This is a genomic window from Streptomyces fulvorobeus (assembly GCF_013167895.1).
Lineage (GTDB): Bacteria > Actinomycetota > Actinomycetes > Streptomycetales > Streptomycetaceae > Streptomyces > Streptomyces fulvorobeus.
Genome location: NZ_BLWC01000001.1, coordinates 5435674 through 5453227, shown reverse-complemented (window position 1 = coordinate 5453227; position 17554 = coordinate 5435674). Strand labels below are relative to the sequence as shown.

The window sequence follows — 17554 nt, the reverse complement described above, 5'->3', positions numbered from 1 at the left end:
CATCGCTTACATTTCTCAATCATGGAACTGCGTCAGCTGGAGCACTTCGTCGCCGTCGCCGAGGAGCAGCACTTCACCCGGGCCGCCGAGCGCCTCGCCGTGTCCCAGTCGGGGCTGTCGGCATCCGTGCGCGCTCTCGAGCACGAGCTGCGGACCCCGCTGTTCAGCCGGACGACGCGTTCGGTGCGGCTCACCGAGGCGGGGCGGGCACTCCTGGTGGAGGCGGAACGCACGCTGGCGGGGGCACAAGCGGCGAAGGACGCCGTCGACGCCGTACGGGGGCTGCTGCGCGGCACGCTGACCGTGGGGGTCGAGCAGTGTGTGGCGGGGGTGAGCCCCGCGCGGCTGCTGGCGGCCTTCCACCGGGCCCATCCGCACATGGAGATCCGGCTGCGGCAGGAGGGCACGACGAGCCTGCTGGACGGGGTGGCGGACGGGCGGCTCGACATCGCCTTCGCCGCGACGGTCAGTCCCCTGGAGTGGCGCGGTGAGCTGGTGCCGCTGGCCAGGGAGCCGATGGTCGTCCTGTGTGCTCCGGGCCACCGTTTCGCGCGGGAGGCGGCGGTGGCGTGGACGGAGCTGGCCGGTGAGTCGTTCATCGACTTCCATCCGGACTGGGGTCCTCGGCGTGCGGCGGACGAGGCGTTCGCGGCGGCGGGGGTGCGGCGCACGGTGGCCCTTGAGGTGAACGACGTGCACAGCCTCCTTGAACTGGTGCACGAGAGGCTGGGCATCGCGGTGGTTCCGCAGCACTTCGCCCGCAAGCCGGAGGCCCGGCGGCTGGTGGCCGTGGAGCCGGGCCCGCACCGGCCGGTGTACGAGAGTGTCGTGGTGCTCCCGCCCGCTGTGGTGATGAGTCCCGGGGCACGGGCCCTGATGACGCTGGTGGGAACGGACGGCCGCCGCTGACACCCCCGCTCAGCCCTCGTGGCCGAGCTGGAGGTCGCGTTCGGTGGGACCGCCGCCCGCCATCCGCAGGACCGTCGCCACCGGCGGGTACCCGGCGGCGATCACCGTGTACTCGCCGGCGGACAGGTCGACGAACCGGAAGGTCCCCTCGGGGCCGGTGGTGAGGGAATCGACCACGTTGCCCGCCGCGTCGAGCAGGGTGACCCGGGCGTCCTCGACGGGCCGTCCGCCGTTGGCGCGCACGGTGCCGCGCAGGACCGAGCCGCCCGCCAGCTCGATGTCCTGCCGGGTCTCGCGGGCCGCCCGCACGCTGACCGGGAGGGCGGCGGGGCGGAAGGCCGGGGCGCCGGCGGCGAGGGTGTACTCGCCCGCCACCAGCTCCGTGATCACATAGCCGCCCTCCCGGTCCGTGCGGGCGGTGGCCACGACCTCCCCGCGTACGTCGGTGAGGGTCACCGCGGCGTCGCGCACCGGGGTTCCGTCCGCCGTCAGGACCGTACCGGCGAGCCTCCCCGCGCCGCCCAGGACCACGTCGAGCTCCACGGGCCGGTCGCCCACGGTGACGCTGACCGCCTGCGGCTGGTGTCCGCCCGCCGCGGCGATCAGGACGTACGCACCGGGTCCCGGCACGCTCAGCGCGTACCGCCCGTCGTCCCCGCTCGCGCCCCGCCCTGCCTGCTGCCCGTGGCCGTCGACGAGGGTGAGGGCGGCACGCGGGACCTTGGTGCCGTCAGGGTGCCGCACGAGGCCGCCGACCGGCACAGCGGAGGCGGGACCGACCGTCACGGTCACCGAGTCGGTGCGGGCGGCGGGAACGGCCACCGGGACGGCTGCCGTGTCAGGGGTGGGGTGGGACACCAGCGGTTTCTCCTTGAGGAAGAAGGCGAGGACCAGGCCGAGCAGGAGGACCGGCACCAGGTACAGGAAGATGTGTGGCATCGCGTCGACGTACGCCTGGATGTAGGCGTCGCGCAGCGCGGGTTCCATGGCGTGGACCAGCTGCGGGGTGATCGACTCCGGGTCGGGGAGTCCGGTGCCGGACGGGAGCCGTACGTCGAGGGCGTCCGAGAGCCGTCCGGCGAAGAGCGTTCCGAAGATCGCGGCACCGATGCTGCCCCCGATCTGGCGGAAGTAGTTGTGGGCGCTGGTCGCCGTGCCGAGGTCGGCGGGGCGCACGGAGTTCTGCACCGCGAGCACCAGCACGGACATCACCAGGCCGATGCCCAGACCGAGCACCGCCTGCCAGACGCCGTACTCGAAGCGGGACGTGCCGGCTTCGAGCCGGGAGAGCAGCCACATCCCGACGGCGGAGATCCCGCATCCGAGCAGGGGGTAGATCCGGTAGCGGCCGGTGCGTGAGATCAGGTGCCCGGAGACGACCGACGCGCCGACGATGCCGGCCATCATCGGCAGCATCAGCAGCCCCGACTCGGTGGCGGAGGCCCCGTCGACCATCTGGAGGTACGTCGGCAGATAGCTGGCGGCGCCGAAGAGCGCGACACCGATGACCGCGCCGACGAGACCCGTGACGTTGAAGACCGAGTCGCGGAACAGGTGCAGCGGGATGACCGGTTCGGGCGCGCGGTGTTCCACGGCGAGGAAGAGCAGAGTCGTTCCGGCAGCTCCGGCGGCGAGCCCCAGCACGGTGCGCGAACCCCAGGCGTACTCGGTGCCGCCCCAACTGGTGAGCAGCACCAGGCAGGTGGAGGCGGCGGCCAGCAGCAGCGCGCCGAGGACGTCGAGGCGCGGGCGCACGGAGGGCTTGGGGAGCTTGAGTACGACGGCGATGACGACGAAGGTCACCAGGCCGAACGGGACGTTGATGTAGAAGCACCAGCGCCAGGACGCGTGGTCGGTGAAGAAGCCGCCGAGCAGCGGGCCCGCCACGGACGCGAGGCCGAAGACCGCGCCGAGCATCCCCATGTAGCGGGCGCGCTCCCGGGGCGGGACGATGTCCGCGATGATCGCCTGGACGCCGATCATGAGTCCGCCGCCGCCGATTCCCTGGACCGCGCGGAACGCGATCAGCTCCTCCATGGTGCGGGACCAGCCGGCGAGTGCGGAGCCGGCCACGAACACGACGATCGCGAACTGGAAGACGCCCTTGCGGCCGAAGAGGTCGCCGAGCTTCCCGTAGATCGGCAGACCGATCGTGGAGGCGAGCAGATAGGCGGTGACCGCCCAGGACATCTTGTCCAGGCCGTGCAGCTCACCGACGATCTTGGGGAGTGCGGTGGCGACGATCATCTGGTCGAGTGCCGCGAGCAGCAGGGTGAGCATGAGGCCCAGGAAGACCATGCGGACCCGGACCGGGCTGGTCTCCGGGGACGCTACGGCGGGTGCGGCGGGGTCCCCGTCCGGCGGCGGCGGGGGTGGCACGGTCCGCGTCCCGGCTCCCCCCGAGCCACTCGGTCCGTCCTTCACCGGAGTGATCGCACCCGCCACCAAACGCTCCCCTCGTCACACCTGCGCCGCCCATTTCTCGCACCACGCGGCAGGGAGGGGCAAACGCGACCGGGAGTACGACCGGCGCGTTCGGAGGGCTTATGCGCCGGTCGGAGGCGCTACGGCGCACAACCGGCCGTCCCGGAGAACCACCCGTTCCGGTGAGGCCGGCCGACAGCGCCCGGAGGTTACTTCTCGACCTCGGCGGCGAGGTTCTGGAGCAGTTCGTCGTAGATGCGGCCGAGTCCCTTGGGCGCGAAGGTCCGCTCGAAGAATCCGCCGACGCCGCCGGCGCCGTCCCAGACGGTCGAGACGACGACACGGGAGGTGCCCTCGCCGGCCGGAGTGACGGTCCAGGTGGTGACCATCGAGGAGTTGCGGTCCTTCTCGACCAGCTGCCCGTCGGTCGGTTCGGTGACGTCCAGCAGGCAGTCGCGGACGCGCTTGCTCGTCGCCTGGAGCTTCCAGTGCACGAGGGTGCCCTCACCGTCGCCGCCCTCGCGCACCTCGTACTCACTGAAGTGACCGGTCATCACCTTGCCCCGGACCTCCTTGTAGTCCGCCAGTGCGTCGAACACCGCCTCCGCGCCCGCCGCGATGATCCGTTCCGTCGTTGCCTCGACCTGCGCCACAGCTGTTCCTCCACCACTCGACCATTCGGGGTGTGCTGAGCCAACCACCTCGGACACGCCCCTCAAAATCGGCCCCCGTCCCGATCGGACCCCGCTCCGCCCTCCAGCGGAATCGGTCGCGCACGATCAAGGGAACAAGTGTTCTATTCTTGGGGCAGTGCTACCAAGGAGGCGTCCATGCGCTGGGACAATTTGGCCGAGAACACCACAGAGGCCGGGAACAGCGCGCTCTTCGCCGCGGACGCGGTGACCACGCGCACGTTCGACACACCCGAATTCCGGGGCATCACCTTCCACGAGGTACGGGCCCGCTCCATCGTGAACCGGGTGCCGGGGGCGAGCCGGATGCCGTTCGAGTGGACCGTGAATCCGTACCGGGGCTGTTCCCACGCCTGCGTGTACTGCTTCGCCCGCAAGACCCACAGCTATCTGGACCTCGACACGGGGCTCGGCTTCGACTCCCAGATCGTCGTCAAGATCAACGCCGTCGAACTGCTCAGCCGCCATCTCGCCTCGCCCCGCTGGCACGGCGCGCACATCGCGATGGGCACGAACGTCGACTGCTACCAGCGCGCCGAGGGCCGCTACCGGCTGATGCCCGGCATCATCACGGCCCTGCGCGACCAGGCGAACCCCTTCTCCATCCTGACCAAGGGCACACTGATCCTGCGCGACCTGGAACTGCTGAAGCAGTCGGCCGAGGTCACCGAGGTCGGCGTCTCGGTATCGGTCGGCTTCGTCGACGCCGAGCTGTGGCGGACGGTGGAACCGGGAACCCCTTCCCCCGAGCGCCGCCTCGACGTCATCCGCGCCCTCACGGACAACGGGATCGGCTGCGGTGTCCTCATGGCACCGGTCATCCCGTTCCTCGGCGACAGCCCGGAGCAGCTGCGCGCCACGGTCCGCGCGATCGCCGCCTCCGGCGCGACCTCGGTGACCCCGCTCGTCCTGCATCTGCGGCCCGGCGCCCGGGAGTGGTTCATGCGGTGGCTCGGCCGGCACCATCCGCATCTCGTGCGGCGGTACGAGCGGATGTACGGGGAAGGGGCGTACGCGCCCACCTGGTACCAGCGCCGGATCACCCGCCGGGTCCATGAGCTGGCCGCCGAGTACGGCATCGGGCCCGCGCACCGGGGAGAGGCCCGCCGGATCTCCGCGCCACAGGCGGCCGTGCCGGCTCCGGACCCGGAAGGCGGACCGGGGACGGGGCCCACCCAGTTGACCCTGCTCTGACACCACGGCCCGGGTCAGCGCACGGGGCCTGCGTTTCACCCCGGCCACGCGTGTCCCACTCTCCAAATGGGTCAACTCTCGGCAGAACGTGTCCTTCCGGACCCGAATACGGGCAGCATGCGGCGGGGGCAGCGGCACCCTCGGCCGCGCTCCCTCCATCCCGGGAGGCCCGTATGACGAAACGTGCAGCAATTCTGGTCGCCGTCGGCGCGGCGGTGGCAGGTCTGGTGACCGCCGTGCCGTCCGCCGCGAGCGCCGGCGCGGAGACGAGCGCGCCGGGCGCCCCGCGGCTCAAGTGGACCGACTGCGCGACCTCGTCGTATCCGACGATGCAGTGCGCGAAGGTCCGTTCCCCGCTCGACCACGACCGGCCGTCCGGCCGTCAGGTCAGCCTGGCGCTGTCCCGCATCCCGCACACGGCGGCGACCTCACAGGGCCCGCTCCTGGTCAATCCGGGCGGCCCCGGTGGCAGCGGGCTCTCGATGGCCGGGTTCGTGGCGTCCGCGCTGCCGGCCAAGCTCGCCGCGCAGTACGACGTGATCGGCTTCGACCCGCGCGGGGTGGGGAAGAGCAGCCCGGCGCTCAACTGCCGTCCCAAGCACTTCGATCCGGTGCGTCCGGACTCCGTTCCGCGTTCGTACCAGGACGAGCGGGCCCTGCGGGCACGGGCCGCGGCCTTCGCCGACGCGTGCGGCGAGAAGCACGGGGACCTGCTGCCGTACATGGACACGGTCAGCGCCGCCAGGGACCTCGACGTGATCCGCGCGGCCCTGGGCGCGCGGCGGATCAGCTACTTCGGCTACTCCTACGGCACCTATCTCGGCGCCGTGTACGCGAAGCTGTTCCCCGAGCGCGTCCGGCGCCTGGTGCTCGACTCGGTCGTCGACCCCACGGGCGTCTGGTACGACGACAACCTCCGTCAGGACTACGCGTTCGACTCCCGCCACAAGGCGTTCGCCGCCTGGGTGGCGAAGCACCACACCACCTACCGGCTCGGCAAGGACCCGGCGAAGGTCGAGGCCGCCTGGTACGCCATGCGCGAGGCCGTCAGGAAGCGGCCCGTGGACGGCACGGTGGGCGGAAGCGAGCTGGAGGACACCTTCATGCCCGGCGGCTACTACAACGGCTACTGGCCGTATCTGGCCGAAGCGTTCGCCGCGTACGTCCGGGACAGGGACGAGGACGCGCTCGTCACGGCGTACGAGAACTTCGGCGCCACCGGCGCGGGCGCCGGCAACAGCTACTCGGTCTACACGGCCGTGCAGTGCCGGGACGCCGGATGGCCGCGGGACTGGAACACCTGGCGCGCCGATACGGCGACGGTGCACGCCAAGGCCCCGTTCATGGCGTGGAACAACACCTGGTACAACGCGCCGTGCGCCTCGTGGCCGGTGGAGCCGCTGAACCCGGTGCGGGTCGGCAACCACCGGATTCCGCCCGCCCTGCTGTTCCAGGCCACCGACGACGCGGCCACCCCGTTCGAGGGCGCGGTCTCCATGCACCGGGAGCTGAGGGGCTCCGCTCTCGTCGTCGAGCAGGGCGGCGGGAACCACGGCGTCACCCTGAGCGGGAGCACCTGCCTGGACGCGTATCTGGTGGACTACCTCAAGGACGGCACGGTCCCGCGCGGCAGGGGCGGCCGGGTGGACGCGGTCTGCGAGGCGCTCGCCGACCCGAAGCCGCTGCCCGCGGAGAAGGCCCTGCGGAACACGGACGGTGCCGTCGACGGCTCCGGGGGCAAGGTGCTGCACGGGCTCCTCGGCTTCCGCGGCTGACCGCCCGGGACTCCGGCCGGCCGGCGGTTCACCGGCCGGCCGGCAGCCGGCCGAGGGCTACGGCCGCCGCGCCGCCGAGCCGGGGATGGGGCAGGGCCGCTTCCAGGACCGGGCGGGCCGCCCGGTCACCCAGCCGGCCCAGCCCCTCCACGCAGGCCAGGGCCACCCGCCAGTGCGGTTCGTCCGGGGTCAGCAGCCGTTCCAGGGTGCTGACCAGGGCGGGCACCGACTCCGGGGCCCGCAGGTCGGTCAGCAGCCGTACGGGGTGCACCGCGTACGCGGTGCGCAGGGTGTTGGTGGCCAGCGCGGCGGCGGCCCTGGGGGTGCGCGGATCGCCGAGCCGCAGCAGGGCGTGGGCGGCGGAGACACAGCGTGGCGGATCGCGGTGGTTGAGGAGGAGGACCAGCGCCTCGAAGGCCCTGCGGTCGCCCGAACAGCCGAGCCGGAAGGCGGCGAGCTCCCGTGCCCACAGCGGGCGGCCCCGTTCCACGAGGACCCCGGCCAGTTCCTCGTCGTCCTCGGTGGTCACGAGCCGGTCGTACGACGCCGACTCCCCCGCCTCGTCCCGCAGCCGGTCCTTGAGTGACCGGAACTCCTCGTCCATGACGCTCAGCGTATCGGCGGTCACCGACCGTGCGGACCGGCTCGGGAAGCCCAGGGCCGGAAAGTGTGGTCCAGCGCACAACCGGCCAGGGCTGGCGCGCTCATTACCCGCCGGTTACTCTCAGCTGAGCGGGGCACAACCCCGCAGCTCCGGCGGCCTGGTGACGCAGCCGCCCGGAGTGCCTGTCGGTTCGGCAGCTCTGTGAGACGCGACTCGGGACGGAGTCCGTCGCCCTTCCCGGTTCCGGGCCCGCCTGTGGCGCCCCGGCCCCGCGCACCACGACACGCAGCTCACGCACGCCCCGCGCCCGGCTCTCCTCGCCCCGCGCGCTCCGTGCTTCCTCCTCAGTCGTCACTCACCCTGGAGTCCCGTGATGGACATCCCGCTCAGCACCATCGCCGTCGTCGGTCTCGGCACCATGGGAACCGGCATCGCCGAGGTCCTGGCCCGTGCGGGCCGCGAGGTCATCGGCATCGACATCAGTGACGAGGCCGCCCGCCGGGCCGTCGCCTCCCTGGCAGCCTCCACCGCCCGCGCCGTGCGGCGCGGGCGGATCACCGAGGAGGAGCGGACCGACGTCCTCGCCCGGTTCCGTACCTTCTCCGACCTCCGGGCCGCCGCCGCGGCCGAGCTGGTCATCGAGGTGGTGCCCGAGTCGTACGAGATCAAGCAGCAGGTCTTCCGCGACCTCGACGCGGTCGTCCCGCCCACCGCGATCCTGGCGACGGGCACCAACGCCCTGTCGGTGACCCGGCTGGCCGCGGAGTCGCAGTACCCCGAGCGGGTGCTGGGCCTGCACTTCTTCAATCCGGCGCCCGCGATGAAGCTGGTCGAGGTGGTCTCGTCGGTGCTCACGGCGCCGCCGGCCGTCGAGAGCGTCACCCGGCTGGCCAGGGAGCTCGGCAAGGAGCCCGTCGCGGTCGGTGACCGGCCGGGGTTCGTCGCGGACGGCCTGCTGTTCGGCTATCTCAACCAGGCCGCAGCGATGTACGAGGCGCGCTACGCCTCCCGTGAGGACATCGACGCGGCCATGAGACTCGGCTGCGGGCTCCCGATGGGCCCGCTGGCCCTGCTCGACCTGATCGGCGTCGACACCGCGCGTACGGTCCTGGAGGCCATGTACTCCGCGTCGCACGACCGGCTGCACGCCCCCGCCCCGATCCTCAAGCAGCTCAGCGAGGCGGGTCTGACCGGCCGCAAGACGGGCCGCGGCTTCTACACGTACGACACCCCGGGCGGCCAGACGGTGGTTGCGGACGCGCTGACGCCCCGGGAGAGCACGGGGACGGCTACCGGGCGCGCGGTGCGCTCGGTCGGTGTCGCGGGCTCCGGCACGATGGCATCGGGAATCGCCGAGGTCTTCGCGAAGGCCGGTTACGACGTGGTCCTGGCCGCGCGCGGCCAGGAGAAGGCGGAGACCGCCACGGCCCGGATAGCGAAGTCCCTGGAGCGCTCGGTCGCCAAGGGCCGGCTGACGGCCGAGGCCCGGGACGAGACCCTGGCGCGCATCACCGCCGCCGGGTCGCTGGACGCCTTCGCCGACGTCGACCTCGCGGTGGAGGCGGTCGCCGAGGACCTGGCGGTGAAGCAGCAGCTCTTCGCCACCCTGGACAAGGTCTGCCGGCCGGGGGCGGTGCTTGCCACCACGACCTCGTCGCTGCCCGTCATCGCGATCGCGCGGGCGACCGCGCGGCCCGAGGACGTGATCGGGATGCACTTCTTCAACCCGGCGCCCGCCATGAAGCTGGTCGAGGTGGTCCGCACGGTGCTGACGGCGGACGACGTCCACGCCACCGTCCGCGAGGTCTGCGCGAAGGTGCGCAAGCACCCGGTGGACTGCGGGGACCGGGCGGGCTTCATCGTGAACGCGCTGCTGTTCCCCTACCTCAACAACGCGATCAAGATGGTCGAGGAGCACTACGCGACCCTCGACGACATCGACGCCGCGATGAGGCTGGGCGGCGGCTACCCGATGGGGCCGTTCGAACTCCTGGACGTCGTCGGGCTCGATGTCTCACTGGCCATCGAGAAGGTGCTGCACAGCGAGTTCCGGGACCCGGGCCTCGCCCCGGCGCCCCTGCTGGAGCATCTGGTGGCCGCGGGCTGCCTCGGCCGCAAGACGGGCCGCGGCTTCCGCGAGTACGCCCGCCGCTGACCTCACAGGCGGACTGGGCGGGTCGCCGGACCGTTCCGGCGGCCCGCCCCCATGGGAGCGGCCCGCCGCGCCCATGCAGTACGTTCACACCATGTCCCAGCCCGCCAAGCCCCCGCGTACCTCAGCCGCGCCCGACGCCCCGGAGACCGCCGCGGGTACCCGCGCCGCCGCCCAACGGCTCAAGATGCGCCGCGAACTGGCGGCCGCCGCGATGGAACTCTTCGCCACCAAGGGGTACGAGGCGACGACCGTCGACGAGATCGCGGGTGCCGCGGGCGTCGCCCGGCGGACGTTCTTCCGGCACTTCCGCTCCAAGGAAGAGGCGATCTTCCCGGACCACGACGACACCCTCGTTCGGGCCGAGGCCGTCCTCAACGCGGCCCCGGCGCACGAGCACCCCCTCGACACCGTCTGCCGGGGCATCAAGGAAGTCATGCGGATGTACGCGGCCAAGCCCGCGGTCTCCGTGGCGCGCTACAAGCTGACCCGTGAGGTGCCCACACTGCGGGAGGCGGAGATCGCGTCGGTGGCCCGCTACGAGCGGCTGTTCACCCGCTATCTCCTGGGCCACTTCGACGAGCGGGACCACCACGTCGGCAACGACGACCCGTTGCTGGCGGAGGTCGCCGCGTCGGCCGTCGTGACCGCGCACAACCACGTGTTGCGCCGCTGGCTGCGGGCGGGCGGCCAGGGTGATGTGGAGGCGCAGCTCGACCACGCCTTCGCGATCGTCCGGGACACCTTCGGGTCGGGGATCGGGGCGGGCCGCACCGCGACGGCCGAACAGCCGAGGACCCCGGCCGCCACGGCGGCCGCGGAGGGCGAGGTACTGGTCGCGGTGGCGCGCACGGACGCGCCGCTCGACGAGGTGATGCGCACGATCCAGCAGGCGCTGAAGGACCGCTGAGAGCTGAGGGTCAGCGTCCGCCGTAGGCGTCGTCCACCGGGAGCGCCGCTTCCCAGGGCGGTGCCGCGTCGCCGTCGCTCCAAGCCCTGAGGGCCTCGTGGTCCACGCAGAGGATGCCGCACGTGTCCGCGTAGCCAAGGGCCGGGTCGGTGTACTCGCCGGTCGTCACGACGATCGCGACGTCGGCCTCGTGCACGGCGTAGCAGGTGCCTCCGAACCGCTGCACGTCCTGGGAGCCGACCTTGTTCTCGGAGCCGTACCGCTTGCACTGGATGACGACGCGCCGCCCGTCGCGGGCCGTCGCGACGACGTCGGCCCCGAGGTCCCCCGCTCCGCCGACGACCTCGACGTCCCGGCAGCCGTCGCGCTCGCAGAGTCCGGCGATGGCTTCCTCGAACTCGTACGGGTCCAGCGCCGCGTACTCCACCGGTTCCGGTGCGGTGGCCTCCTGCGGCGGACGCAGGGCCGCGGCCGCCTCCGCCAGCCCGGTGTCCACCAGGTCGTAGGTGACCTCGGTGACCGCCGCGGTGGTCCTGAGCGCCGCCCTCCGGCTGCGGCGGTGGCGCAGTACCGCGACCGCCCCCGTCACCAGGAGGACCACCACCACCGCGGCGACGGCCGGGTGCCTCCCGGCGCTCTGCCAGGCGGCTCGCAGGGCGGTGCCGCCTCCCCAGAGCAGCAGGGCGACGAGCGTGAAGCCCACGGCCGTGCGGCGGATGCTGAACGCGGGCCGGCCGTGCGGCGCGACCCCTGTGCGGGCGGCTATCGCCATCTTCGGTACCTCTTCCCCTCGACGCGTGTCGTCCAAGATCACTCGCTCTGCCACCTGCCCCGGCGCGCGGCATCGACGCGGGGGCCGGGGGCACGGAAACCCCGTTGCGCGCCGGAGGGGCGCGTGGTCGGGTGACCGGATGCGACCCACTCCACTGCTGACCCTCTTCGACCACGAGATGCGCGAGAACGCCCGCCCGGACGGTCCCGGGGTACGGGTCGAGCGGGCGGGTGACGTCGTACGCCAGGTCGGTGCGGCCGACGACTGGAACGGGGTCGTGTGGTCCTCCCCCGTCCTCGGCCCGGCGCGGGCGGACGCGGCGATCGCGGAGCAGATCGCGTACTTCACCTCGCTCCGCCATGGCGAGTTCGAGTGGAAGCTGTACGCCCACGACCGGCCCGCAGACCTGCCGGACCGGCTGCGGGCCGCCGGTTTCGTACCAGAACCGCCGGAGACCCTGCTGGTCGCCCCGGTGGCGGGCCTGCCGACCGCCGTCGTGCTGCCGGAGGGCGTCGAGCTGCGGACGGTGACCGACGCGGCCGGGGTGGCGCTGATGGGCCGGGCCCATGAGATGGCGTTCGGCACGGACTGGTCGCGGCTCGGCCACCAGGTGCTGGCCCGGCTCCGGGAGGACCCGGACAGCTTCGTGGGGGTGGTGGCGATGGCGGGCGACGAGCCGGTGAGTTCGGCCCGGATGGAGCTCTGCCCGGGGACGGGGTTCGCGGGGCTGTGGGGCGGCGGGACGGTGGCGCCCTGGCGCGGCAAGGGGATCTACCGCGCGCTCATCGCGCACCGGGCCCGGATCGCCGCCGGGCGGGGGTACCGCCATCTCATGGTCGACGCCACGGACCAGTCGGCCCCGATCCTGCGCCGGCTGGGTTTCTCGGAGCTGAGTACGACGACGCCGTACGTGTACCGCCCCGCGCGCTGACCGCTCGTCGGCAGGACAGACCAGGCCGTAACGCCCATGGTATTGCTCATGCGTGCCCTGCGGATGACAAGTGAGAGAAATTGTTGGCACTGGGTGCCTTGTCACGTGTCACGGAGTGCCATACGTTGAAGGTGTCCGGGCGGCCGGCGTGCCGGGACCTCACGTACGCCGGCTGTCCCCGCGGACCACGTGTCCGTGCGCCCGGACGCCTGCGTCACAGGCACATCCTCTGCTCCACAGAGCAGGCCGAAGCCCCACCCGCCGAACCGACGGCACACCTCCACACCGCACCGCACCCACTTCGATTCCAGGGACCGCCGAGCGATCCCTCGACGCCGCTCCGCCGGAGGCACACCGTGAAGGAAATCCTGGACGCGATCCAGTCGCAGGACAGCACAGCCGCGGACTTCGCGGCCCTGTCCGTCCCCGAGTCGTACCGCGCGGTGACCGTGCACAAGGACGACGCCGAGATGTTCGCCGGAGTCGCCGGCCGCGACAAGGACCCCCGGAAGTCCCTGCACCTCGACGAGGTGCCGGTGCCCGAGCTCGGCCCGGGCGAGGCACTGGTGGCGGTCATGGCCAGCTCGGTCAACTACAACTCCGTGTGGACCTCGATCTTCGAGCCCGTCTCGACCTTCGGCTTCCTGGAGCGGTACGGCAAGCTCAGCGACCTCAGCAAGCGCCACGACCTCCCGTACCACGTCATCGGCTCGGACCTGGCGGGCGTCGTGCTGCGCACCGGCCCTGGCGTGAACGCCTGGCGCCCGGGTGACGAGGTCGTCGCGCACTGCCTCTCGGTCGAGCTGGAGTCCTCCGACGGCCACAACGACACGATGCTCGACCCCGAGCAGCGCATCTGGGGGTTCGAGACCAACTTCGGCGGGCTCGCGGAGATCGCACTCGTCAAGTCCAACCAGCTGATGCCGAAGCCGCGGCACCTCAGCTGGGAGGAGGCCGCCGCCCCCGGGCTGGTCAACTCCACCGCCTACCGCCAGCTCGTCTCGCGCAACGGCGCCGGTATGAAGCAGGGCGACAACGTGCTGATCTGGGGCGCGAGCGGTGGACTCGGCTCGTACGCCACGCAGTTCGCGCTGGCCGGCGGCGCCAACCCGATCTGCGTCGTCTCCAGCGACCAGAAGGCGGACATCTGCCGGAAGATGGGCGCGGACGCGATCATCGACCGCAACGCCGAGGACTACAGGTTCTGGAAGGACGAGCACCACCAGGACCCCCGCGAGTGGAAGCGGTTCGGCAAGCGCATCCGGGAGCTGACCGGCGGCGAGGACGTGGACATCGTCTTCGAGCACCCGGGCCGCGAGACGTTCGGCGCGAGTGTGTACGTGACCCGCAAGGGCGGCACGATCGTCACCTGCGCCTCGACCTCCGGCTACAACCACGAGTACGACAACCGCTACCTGTGGATGTCGCTGAAGAGGATCGTGGGCTCGCACTTCGCCAACTACCGCGAGGCGTGGGAGGCCAACCGCCTGGTCGCCAAGGGCAAGATCCACCCGACGCTCTCCAAGGTCTACTCCCTGGAGGACACCGGCCAGGCCGCGTACGACGTGCACCGCAACCTCCACCAGGGCAAGGTCGGCGTGCTCGCCCTGGCGCCCCGCGAGGGGCTCGGCGTGCACGACCAGGAGATGCGCGAGCAGCACATCGAGGCCATCAACCGATTCCGGGATGTCTGAGATGAGCGGCCGTCGGAAGGACCGCCCGTGGCTCATGCGGACGTACGCGGGCCACTCGACGGCCGAGGCGTCCAACGAGCTCTACCGGCGCAACCTCGCCAAGGGCCAGACGGGCCTGTCGGTCGCCTTCGACCTGCCGACGCAGACGGGGTACGACCCCGACCACGTGCTCGCCCGCGGCGAGGTGGGCCGGGTCGGCGTGCCCGTCTCGCACCTCGGCGACATGCGCCGGCTGTTCCAGGACATCCCCCTGGAGCAGATGAACACCTCCATGACGATCAACGCCACCGCGATGTGGCTGCTGGCGCTCTACCAGGTGGTCGCCGAGGAGCAGGGGGCCGACCCGGGCAAGCTCCAGGGCACGACACAGAACGACATCGTCAAGGAGTACCTCTCGCGCGGGACGCACGTGTTCCCGCCGGTCCCCTCCCTGCGGCTGACGACCGACATGATCACGTACACGGTCGGCCGCATCCCGAAGTGGAACCCGATCAACATCTGCAGCTACCACCTCCAGGAGGCGGGAGCCACGCCGGTCCAGGAGATCGCGTACGCCATGTCGACGGCCGTCGCGGTCCTCGACGCGGTCCGCGACTCCGGACAGGTGCCTCCGGAGAAGTTCGGCGACGTGGTCGCCCGGATCTCCTTCTTCGTGAACGCGGGAGTCCGCTTCATCGAGGAGATGTGCAAGATGCGGGCGTTCGGCCGCATCTGGGACCAGGTGACGCGCGAGCGGTACGGAATCCAGGACGCCAGGCAGCGGCGCTTCCGTTACGGGGTACAGGTCAACTCGCTGGGGCTGACCGAGGCGCAGCCGGAGAACAACGTCCAGCGGATCGTGCTGGAGATGCTGGCCGTCACCCTGTCCAAGGACGCCCGCGCCCGCGCCGTCCAGCTGCCCGCCTGGAACGAGGCGCTGGGGCTCCCCCGGCCCTGGGACCAGCAGTGGTCCCTGCGCATCCAGCAGGTCCTCGCGCACGAGAGCGATCTGCTGGAGTACGAGGACATCTTCGCCGGATCGCACGTCATCGAGGCCACGGTGGAGTCCCTGGTCACCGAGTCGCTCGCCGAGATGGACCGCATCGAGGCGATGGGCGGCGCCATGGCCGCCGTCGAGTCCGGCTACCTCAAGTCCGAGCTGGTCTCCTCGCACGCCGCACGGCGGGCCAGGATCGAGAGCGGCGAGGAGAAGATCGTCGGCGTCAACATCTACGGGACGACGGAGCCCAGCCCGCTCACGGCCGACCTGGACGCCGCCGTCATGACGGTCGATCCGGAGAACGAGGCCGGGGTCGTCGCCGCGCTCCACGAGTGGCGCGCCAACCGCGACGAGGCACGGGCCGCCGAGGCGCTCGCCGCGCTGAAGAAGGCCGCGGCCGGCACCGAGAACCTGATGGAGGCGACCGTGGCGTGCGCCCGTGCGGGCGTCACGACCGGCGAGTGGTCCTGGGCCCTGCGCGATGTCTTCGGCGAGTTCCGTGCCCCGACCGGTGTCTCCTCGGCCCCGGTCGCGGTGTCGGCCGACGCGGGTACGCCGCTCGCCGCGGTCCGCGAGAAGGCCGCCCGTACCGCCGAGGACCTGGGCACCGGCCGGCTGCGCCTGCTGGTCGGCAAGCCGGGGCTGGACGGGCACTCCAACGGCGCCGAGCAGATCGCCGTGCGGGCCAGGGACGCCGGATTCGAGGTGGTCTACCAGGGCATCAGGCTGACGCCCGAGCAGATCGTCTCCGCGGCCGTCGCCGAGGACGTGCACTGCGTGGGTCTCTCGATCCTGTCCGGTTCGCACGCCGAGCTGGTGCCGGACGTGCTGCACCGGCTGCGCGAGGCCGGCGCGACGGACATCCCGGTGATCGCGGGCGGCATCATCCCGCCCGCCGACGCGGCCGCCCTGATCGGAGCCGGCGTCGCCGCCGTCTTCACCCCGAAGGACTTCGGCATCACGGAGATCATCGGCCGTATCGTCGACGAGATCCGCAAAGCGAACAAGCTCGATCCTCTGGAGGTCCCCGCATGACCACGCCCGTGAACCGTCTGCGTCCGCGCCGCTCCTGCCTGGCCGTGCCCGGCTCGAACCCGCGGTTCCTGGAGAAGGCCCAGGGCCTCCCGGCCGACCAGGTCTTCCTGGACCTGGAGGACGCCGTCGCGCCGCTCGCCAAGGAGGGCGCCCGCGGGCACATCGTCGACGCGCTGAACAACGGCGACTGGACGGGCAAGACCCGGGTCGTGCGGGTCAACGACTGGACCACGCACTGGACGTACCGCGATGTCATCGCCGTCGTCGAGGGCGCGGGCCCCAACCTCGACTGCATCATGCTGCCCAAGGTCCAGGACGCCCAGCAGGTCGTCGCGCTGGACCTGCTGCTGACGCAGATCGAGAAGACGATGGGCTTCGAGGTCGGGAAGATCGGCATCGAGGCGCAGATCGAGAACGCCAGGGGCCTGGTGAACATCGACGACATCGCCGGCGCGTCGCCGCGTCTGGAGACCCTGATCTTCGGCCCGGCCGACTTCATGGCCTCGATCAACATGAAGACACTGGTCGTCGGCCAGCAGCCGCCCGGCTACGGCGCGGACGCGTACCACTACATCCTGATGCGCATCCTGATGGCGGCCCGTACGCACGACCTCCAGGCGATCGACGGCCCCTTCCTCCAGATCCGTGACGTGGACGCGTACCGCGAGGTCGCGGGCCGGGCGGCGGCGCTGGGGTTCGACGGCAAGTGGGTGCTGCACCCCGGTCAGGTCGACGCGGCCAACGAGGTGTTCTCGCCCGCGCAGGAGGACTACGACCACGCCGAGCTGATCCTCGACGCCTATGACTGGTGCACATCCGAGGAGGGCGGCAAGAAGGGCTCGGCGATGCTCGGCGACGAGATGATCGACGAGGCCAGCCGCAAGATGGCGCTGGTCATCGCGGGCAAGGGCCGTGCCGCGGGAATGCGGCGCACCTCCAAGTTCGAAGCACCGGGGCCTGATCATGCAGTTCGGACGCACTTTCGAGGAGTTCGAAGTCGGTGCCGTCTACAAGCACTGGCCCGGGAAGACGGTCACGGAATACGACGACCACCTCTTCTGTCTGCTGACCATGAATCACCACCCGCTCCACCTGGACAGCAACTACGCCGAGAAGACGACCGACTTCGGCAGGAACGTCGTCGTCGGGAACTACGTCTACTCGCTGCTGCTCGGCATGTCGGTGCCGGACGTGTCGGGCAAGGCGATCGCGAACCTGGAGGTGGAGTCGCTCAAGCACATCGCGCCGACCTTCCACGGGGACACGGTCTACGGCGAGACGACGGTCCTGGACAAGACGCCGTCGAAGTCCCGGAGCGACCGCGGGATCGTGTACGTCGAGACCAGGGGCTACAAGCAGGACGGCACCGTCGTCTGCGTCTTCCGCCGCAAGGTCATGGTCCCCACCGAGACGTACACCAAGGAGCGCGGCGGAGAGCAGCCCGGCCGCCCCGTCCCCTCCAACTGACCGCGTGAAGCCACAG

General features: G+C 71.5%; 13 protein-coding genes and 1 pseudogene. 10 read left to right on the top strand and 4 right to left on the bottom strand.

All coding sequences use genetic code 11. The features are described from left to right. Positions 1 to 21: 21 nt before the first annotated feature. A complete protein-coding gene (locus Sfulv_RS24530; RefSeq protein ID WP_173316670.1) occupies positions 22 to 909 on the top strand; it encodes a LysR family transcriptional regulator in 888 nt (295 codons plus the stop codon). Between the two features lie 9 nt (positions 910 to 918). On the opposite strand, the gene Sfulv_RS24525 is transcribed toward Sfulv_RS24530, so the two are convergent. After that, entirely contained in the window at positions 919 to 3354 is a 2436-nt protein-coding gene (locus tag Sfulv_RS24525) for an MFS transporter (protein WP_173316669.1), read from the bottom strand. A gap of 188 nt (positions 3355 to 3542) precedes the next feature. Then, positions 3543 to 3986, bottom strand: a complete 444-nt coding sequence (locus Sfulv_RS24520; RefSeq protein ID WP_173316668.1) for an SRPBCC family protein — start codon at positions 3984 to 3986, stop codon at positions 3543 to 3545. 177 nt (positions 3987 to 4163) lie between these two features. Between Sfulv_RS24520 and Sfulv_RS24515 the strand changes: the two genes are divergently transcribed. Both Sfulv_RS24515 and Sfulv_RS24510 read left to right on the top strand, forming a co-directional pair. Beyond that, complete coding sequence (locus Sfulv_RS24515) at positions 4164 to 5219, top strand: Rv2578c family radical SAM protein (RefSeq protein WP_173316667.1); 1056 nt, start codon at positions 4164 to 4166, stop codon at positions 5217 to 5219. Between the two features lie 173 nt (positions 5220 to 5392). Further along, a complete protein-coding gene (locus Sfulv_RS24510) occupies positions 5393 to 6994 on the top strand; it encodes an alpha/beta hydrolase (RefSeq protein ID WP_173316666.1) in 1602 nt (533 codons plus the stop codon). A gap of 28 nt (positions 6995 to 7022) precedes the next feature. On the opposite strand, the gene Sfulv_RS24505 is transcribed toward Sfulv_RS24510, so the two are convergent. Further along, positions 7023 to 7598, bottom strand: coding sequence for an adenylosuccinate lyase (locus Sfulv_RS24505; protein ID WP_218900456.1), 576 nt, complete (start codon positions 7596 to 7598; stop codon positions 7023 to 7025). A gap of 373 nt (positions 7599 to 7971) precedes the next feature. On the opposite strand from Sfulv_RS24505, the gene Sfulv_RS24500 reads away from it, so the two are divergent. Continuing rightward, positions 7972 to 9753 (top strand): 3-hydroxyacyl-CoA dehydrogenase family protein, encoded by a 1782-nt coding sequence (locus Sfulv_RS24500; protein ID WP_173316664.1) that lies wholly within the window; start codon positions 7972 to 7974, stop codon positions 9751 to 9753. 91 nt (positions 9754 to 9844) lie between these two features. After that, entirely contained in the window at positions 9845 to 10660 is an 816-nt protein-coding gene (locus Sfulv_RS24495) for a TetR family transcriptional regulator (protein ID WP_173316663.1), read from the top strand. A 10-nt stretch (positions 10661 to 10670) separates the two neighbouring features. Here the strand turns inward: Sfulv_RS24495 and Sfulv_RS24490 are convergent, their stop codons facing one another. After that, on the bottom strand, positions 10671 to 11432 hold the full coding sequence (locus Sfulv_RS24490) for a restriction endonuclease (RefSeq protein ID WP_173316662.1): 762 nt from the start codon (positions 11430 to 11432) through the stop codon (positions 10671 to 10673). 139 nt (positions 11433 to 11571) lie between these two features. Here Sfulv_RS24490 and Sfulv_RS24485 point away from each other — a divergent pair, with 139 nt between their 5' ends. From Sfulv_RS24485 to Sfulv_RS24465, 5 genes and pseudogenes are all read left to right on the top strand, one after another. Beyond that, the gene (locus tag Sfulv_RS24485) at positions 11572 to 12363 is read left to right on the top strand and encodes a GNAT family N-acetyltransferase (protein ID WP_173316661.1); all 792 of its coding nucleotides are present in this window, start codon (positions 11572 to 11574) and stop codon (positions 12361 to 12363) included. 356 nt (positions 12364 to 12719) lie between these two features. After that, the gene (gene ccrA / locus Sfulv_RS24480; RefSeq protein ID WP_173316660.1) at positions 12720 to 14057 is read left to right on the top strand and encodes a crotonyl-CoA carboxylase/reductase; all 1338 of its coding nucleotides are present in this window, start codon (positions 12720 to 12722) and stop codon (positions 14055 to 14057) included. 1 nt (position 14058) lies between these two features. Continuing rightward, positions 14059 to 16071, top strand: coding sequence for an ethylmalonyl-CoA mutase (locus tag Sfulv_RS24475; RefSeq protein WP_173316659.1), 2013 nt, complete (start codon positions 14059 to 14061; stop codon positions 16069 to 16071). After that, positions 16068 to 17024, top strand: a pseudogene (locus tag Sfulv_RS24470) (HpcH/HpaI aldolase/citrate lyase family protein); the annotation flags it as partial. The gene Sfulv_RS24475 and the pseudogene Sfulv_RS24470, both read left to right, overlap by 4 nt. 10 nt (positions 17025 to 17034) lie before the next feature. Continuing rightward, positions 17035 to 17538: a MaoC family dehydratase gene (locus Sfulv_RS24465; protein ID WP_173318193.1), complete on the top strand. Its 504-nt coding sequence runs from the start codon at positions 17035 to 17037 to the stop codon at positions 17536 to 17538. Positions 17539 to 17554 lie beyond the last annotated feature (16 nt).

Excerpts from the sequence above, each read along its gene's own strand:
- Sfulv_RS24530 (WP_173316670.1), top strand. The coding sequence starts at position 22 with ATGGAACTGCGTCAGCTGGAGCACTTCGTCGCCGTCGCCGAGGAGCAG.
- Sfulv_RS24515 (WP_173316667.1), top strand. The coding sequence starts at position 4,164 with ATGCGCTGGGACAATTTGGCCGAGAACACCACAGAGGCCGGGAACAGC.
- Sfulv_RS24510 (WP_173316666.1), top strand. The coding sequence starts at position 5,393 with ATGACGAAACGTGCAGCAATTCTGGTCGCCGTCGGCGCGGCGGTGGCA.
- Sfulv_RS24505 (WP_218900456.1), bottom strand. The coding sequence starts at position 7,598 with ATGGACGAGGAGTTCCGGTCACTCAAGGACCGGCTGCGGGACGAGGCG.
- Sfulv_RS24500 (WP_173316664.1), top strand. The coding sequence starts at position 7,972 with ATGGACATCCCGCTCAGCACCATCGCCGTCGTCGGTCTCGGCACCATG.
- Sfulv_RS24495 (WP_173316663.1), top strand. The coding sequence starts at position 9,845 with ATGTCCCAGCCCGCCAAGCCCCCGCGTACCTCAGCCGCGCCCGACGCC.
- Sfulv_RS24490 (WP_173316662.1), bottom strand. The coding sequence starts at position 11,432 with ATGGCGATAGCCGCCCGCACAGGGGTCGCGCCGCACGGCCGGCCCGCG.
- Sfulv_RS24485 (WP_173316661.1), top strand. The coding sequence starts at position 11,572 with ATGCGACCCACTCCACTGCTGACCCTCTTCGACCACGAGATGCGCGAG.
- Sfulv_RS24475 (WP_173316659.1), top strand. The coding sequence starts at position 14,059 with ATGAGCGGCCGTCGGAAGGACCGCCCGTGGCTCATGCGGACGTACGCG.
- Sfulv_RS24465 (WP_173318193.1), top strand. The coding sequence starts at position 17,035 with ATGCAGTTCGGACGCACTTTCGAGGAGTTCGAAGTCGGTGCCGTCTAC.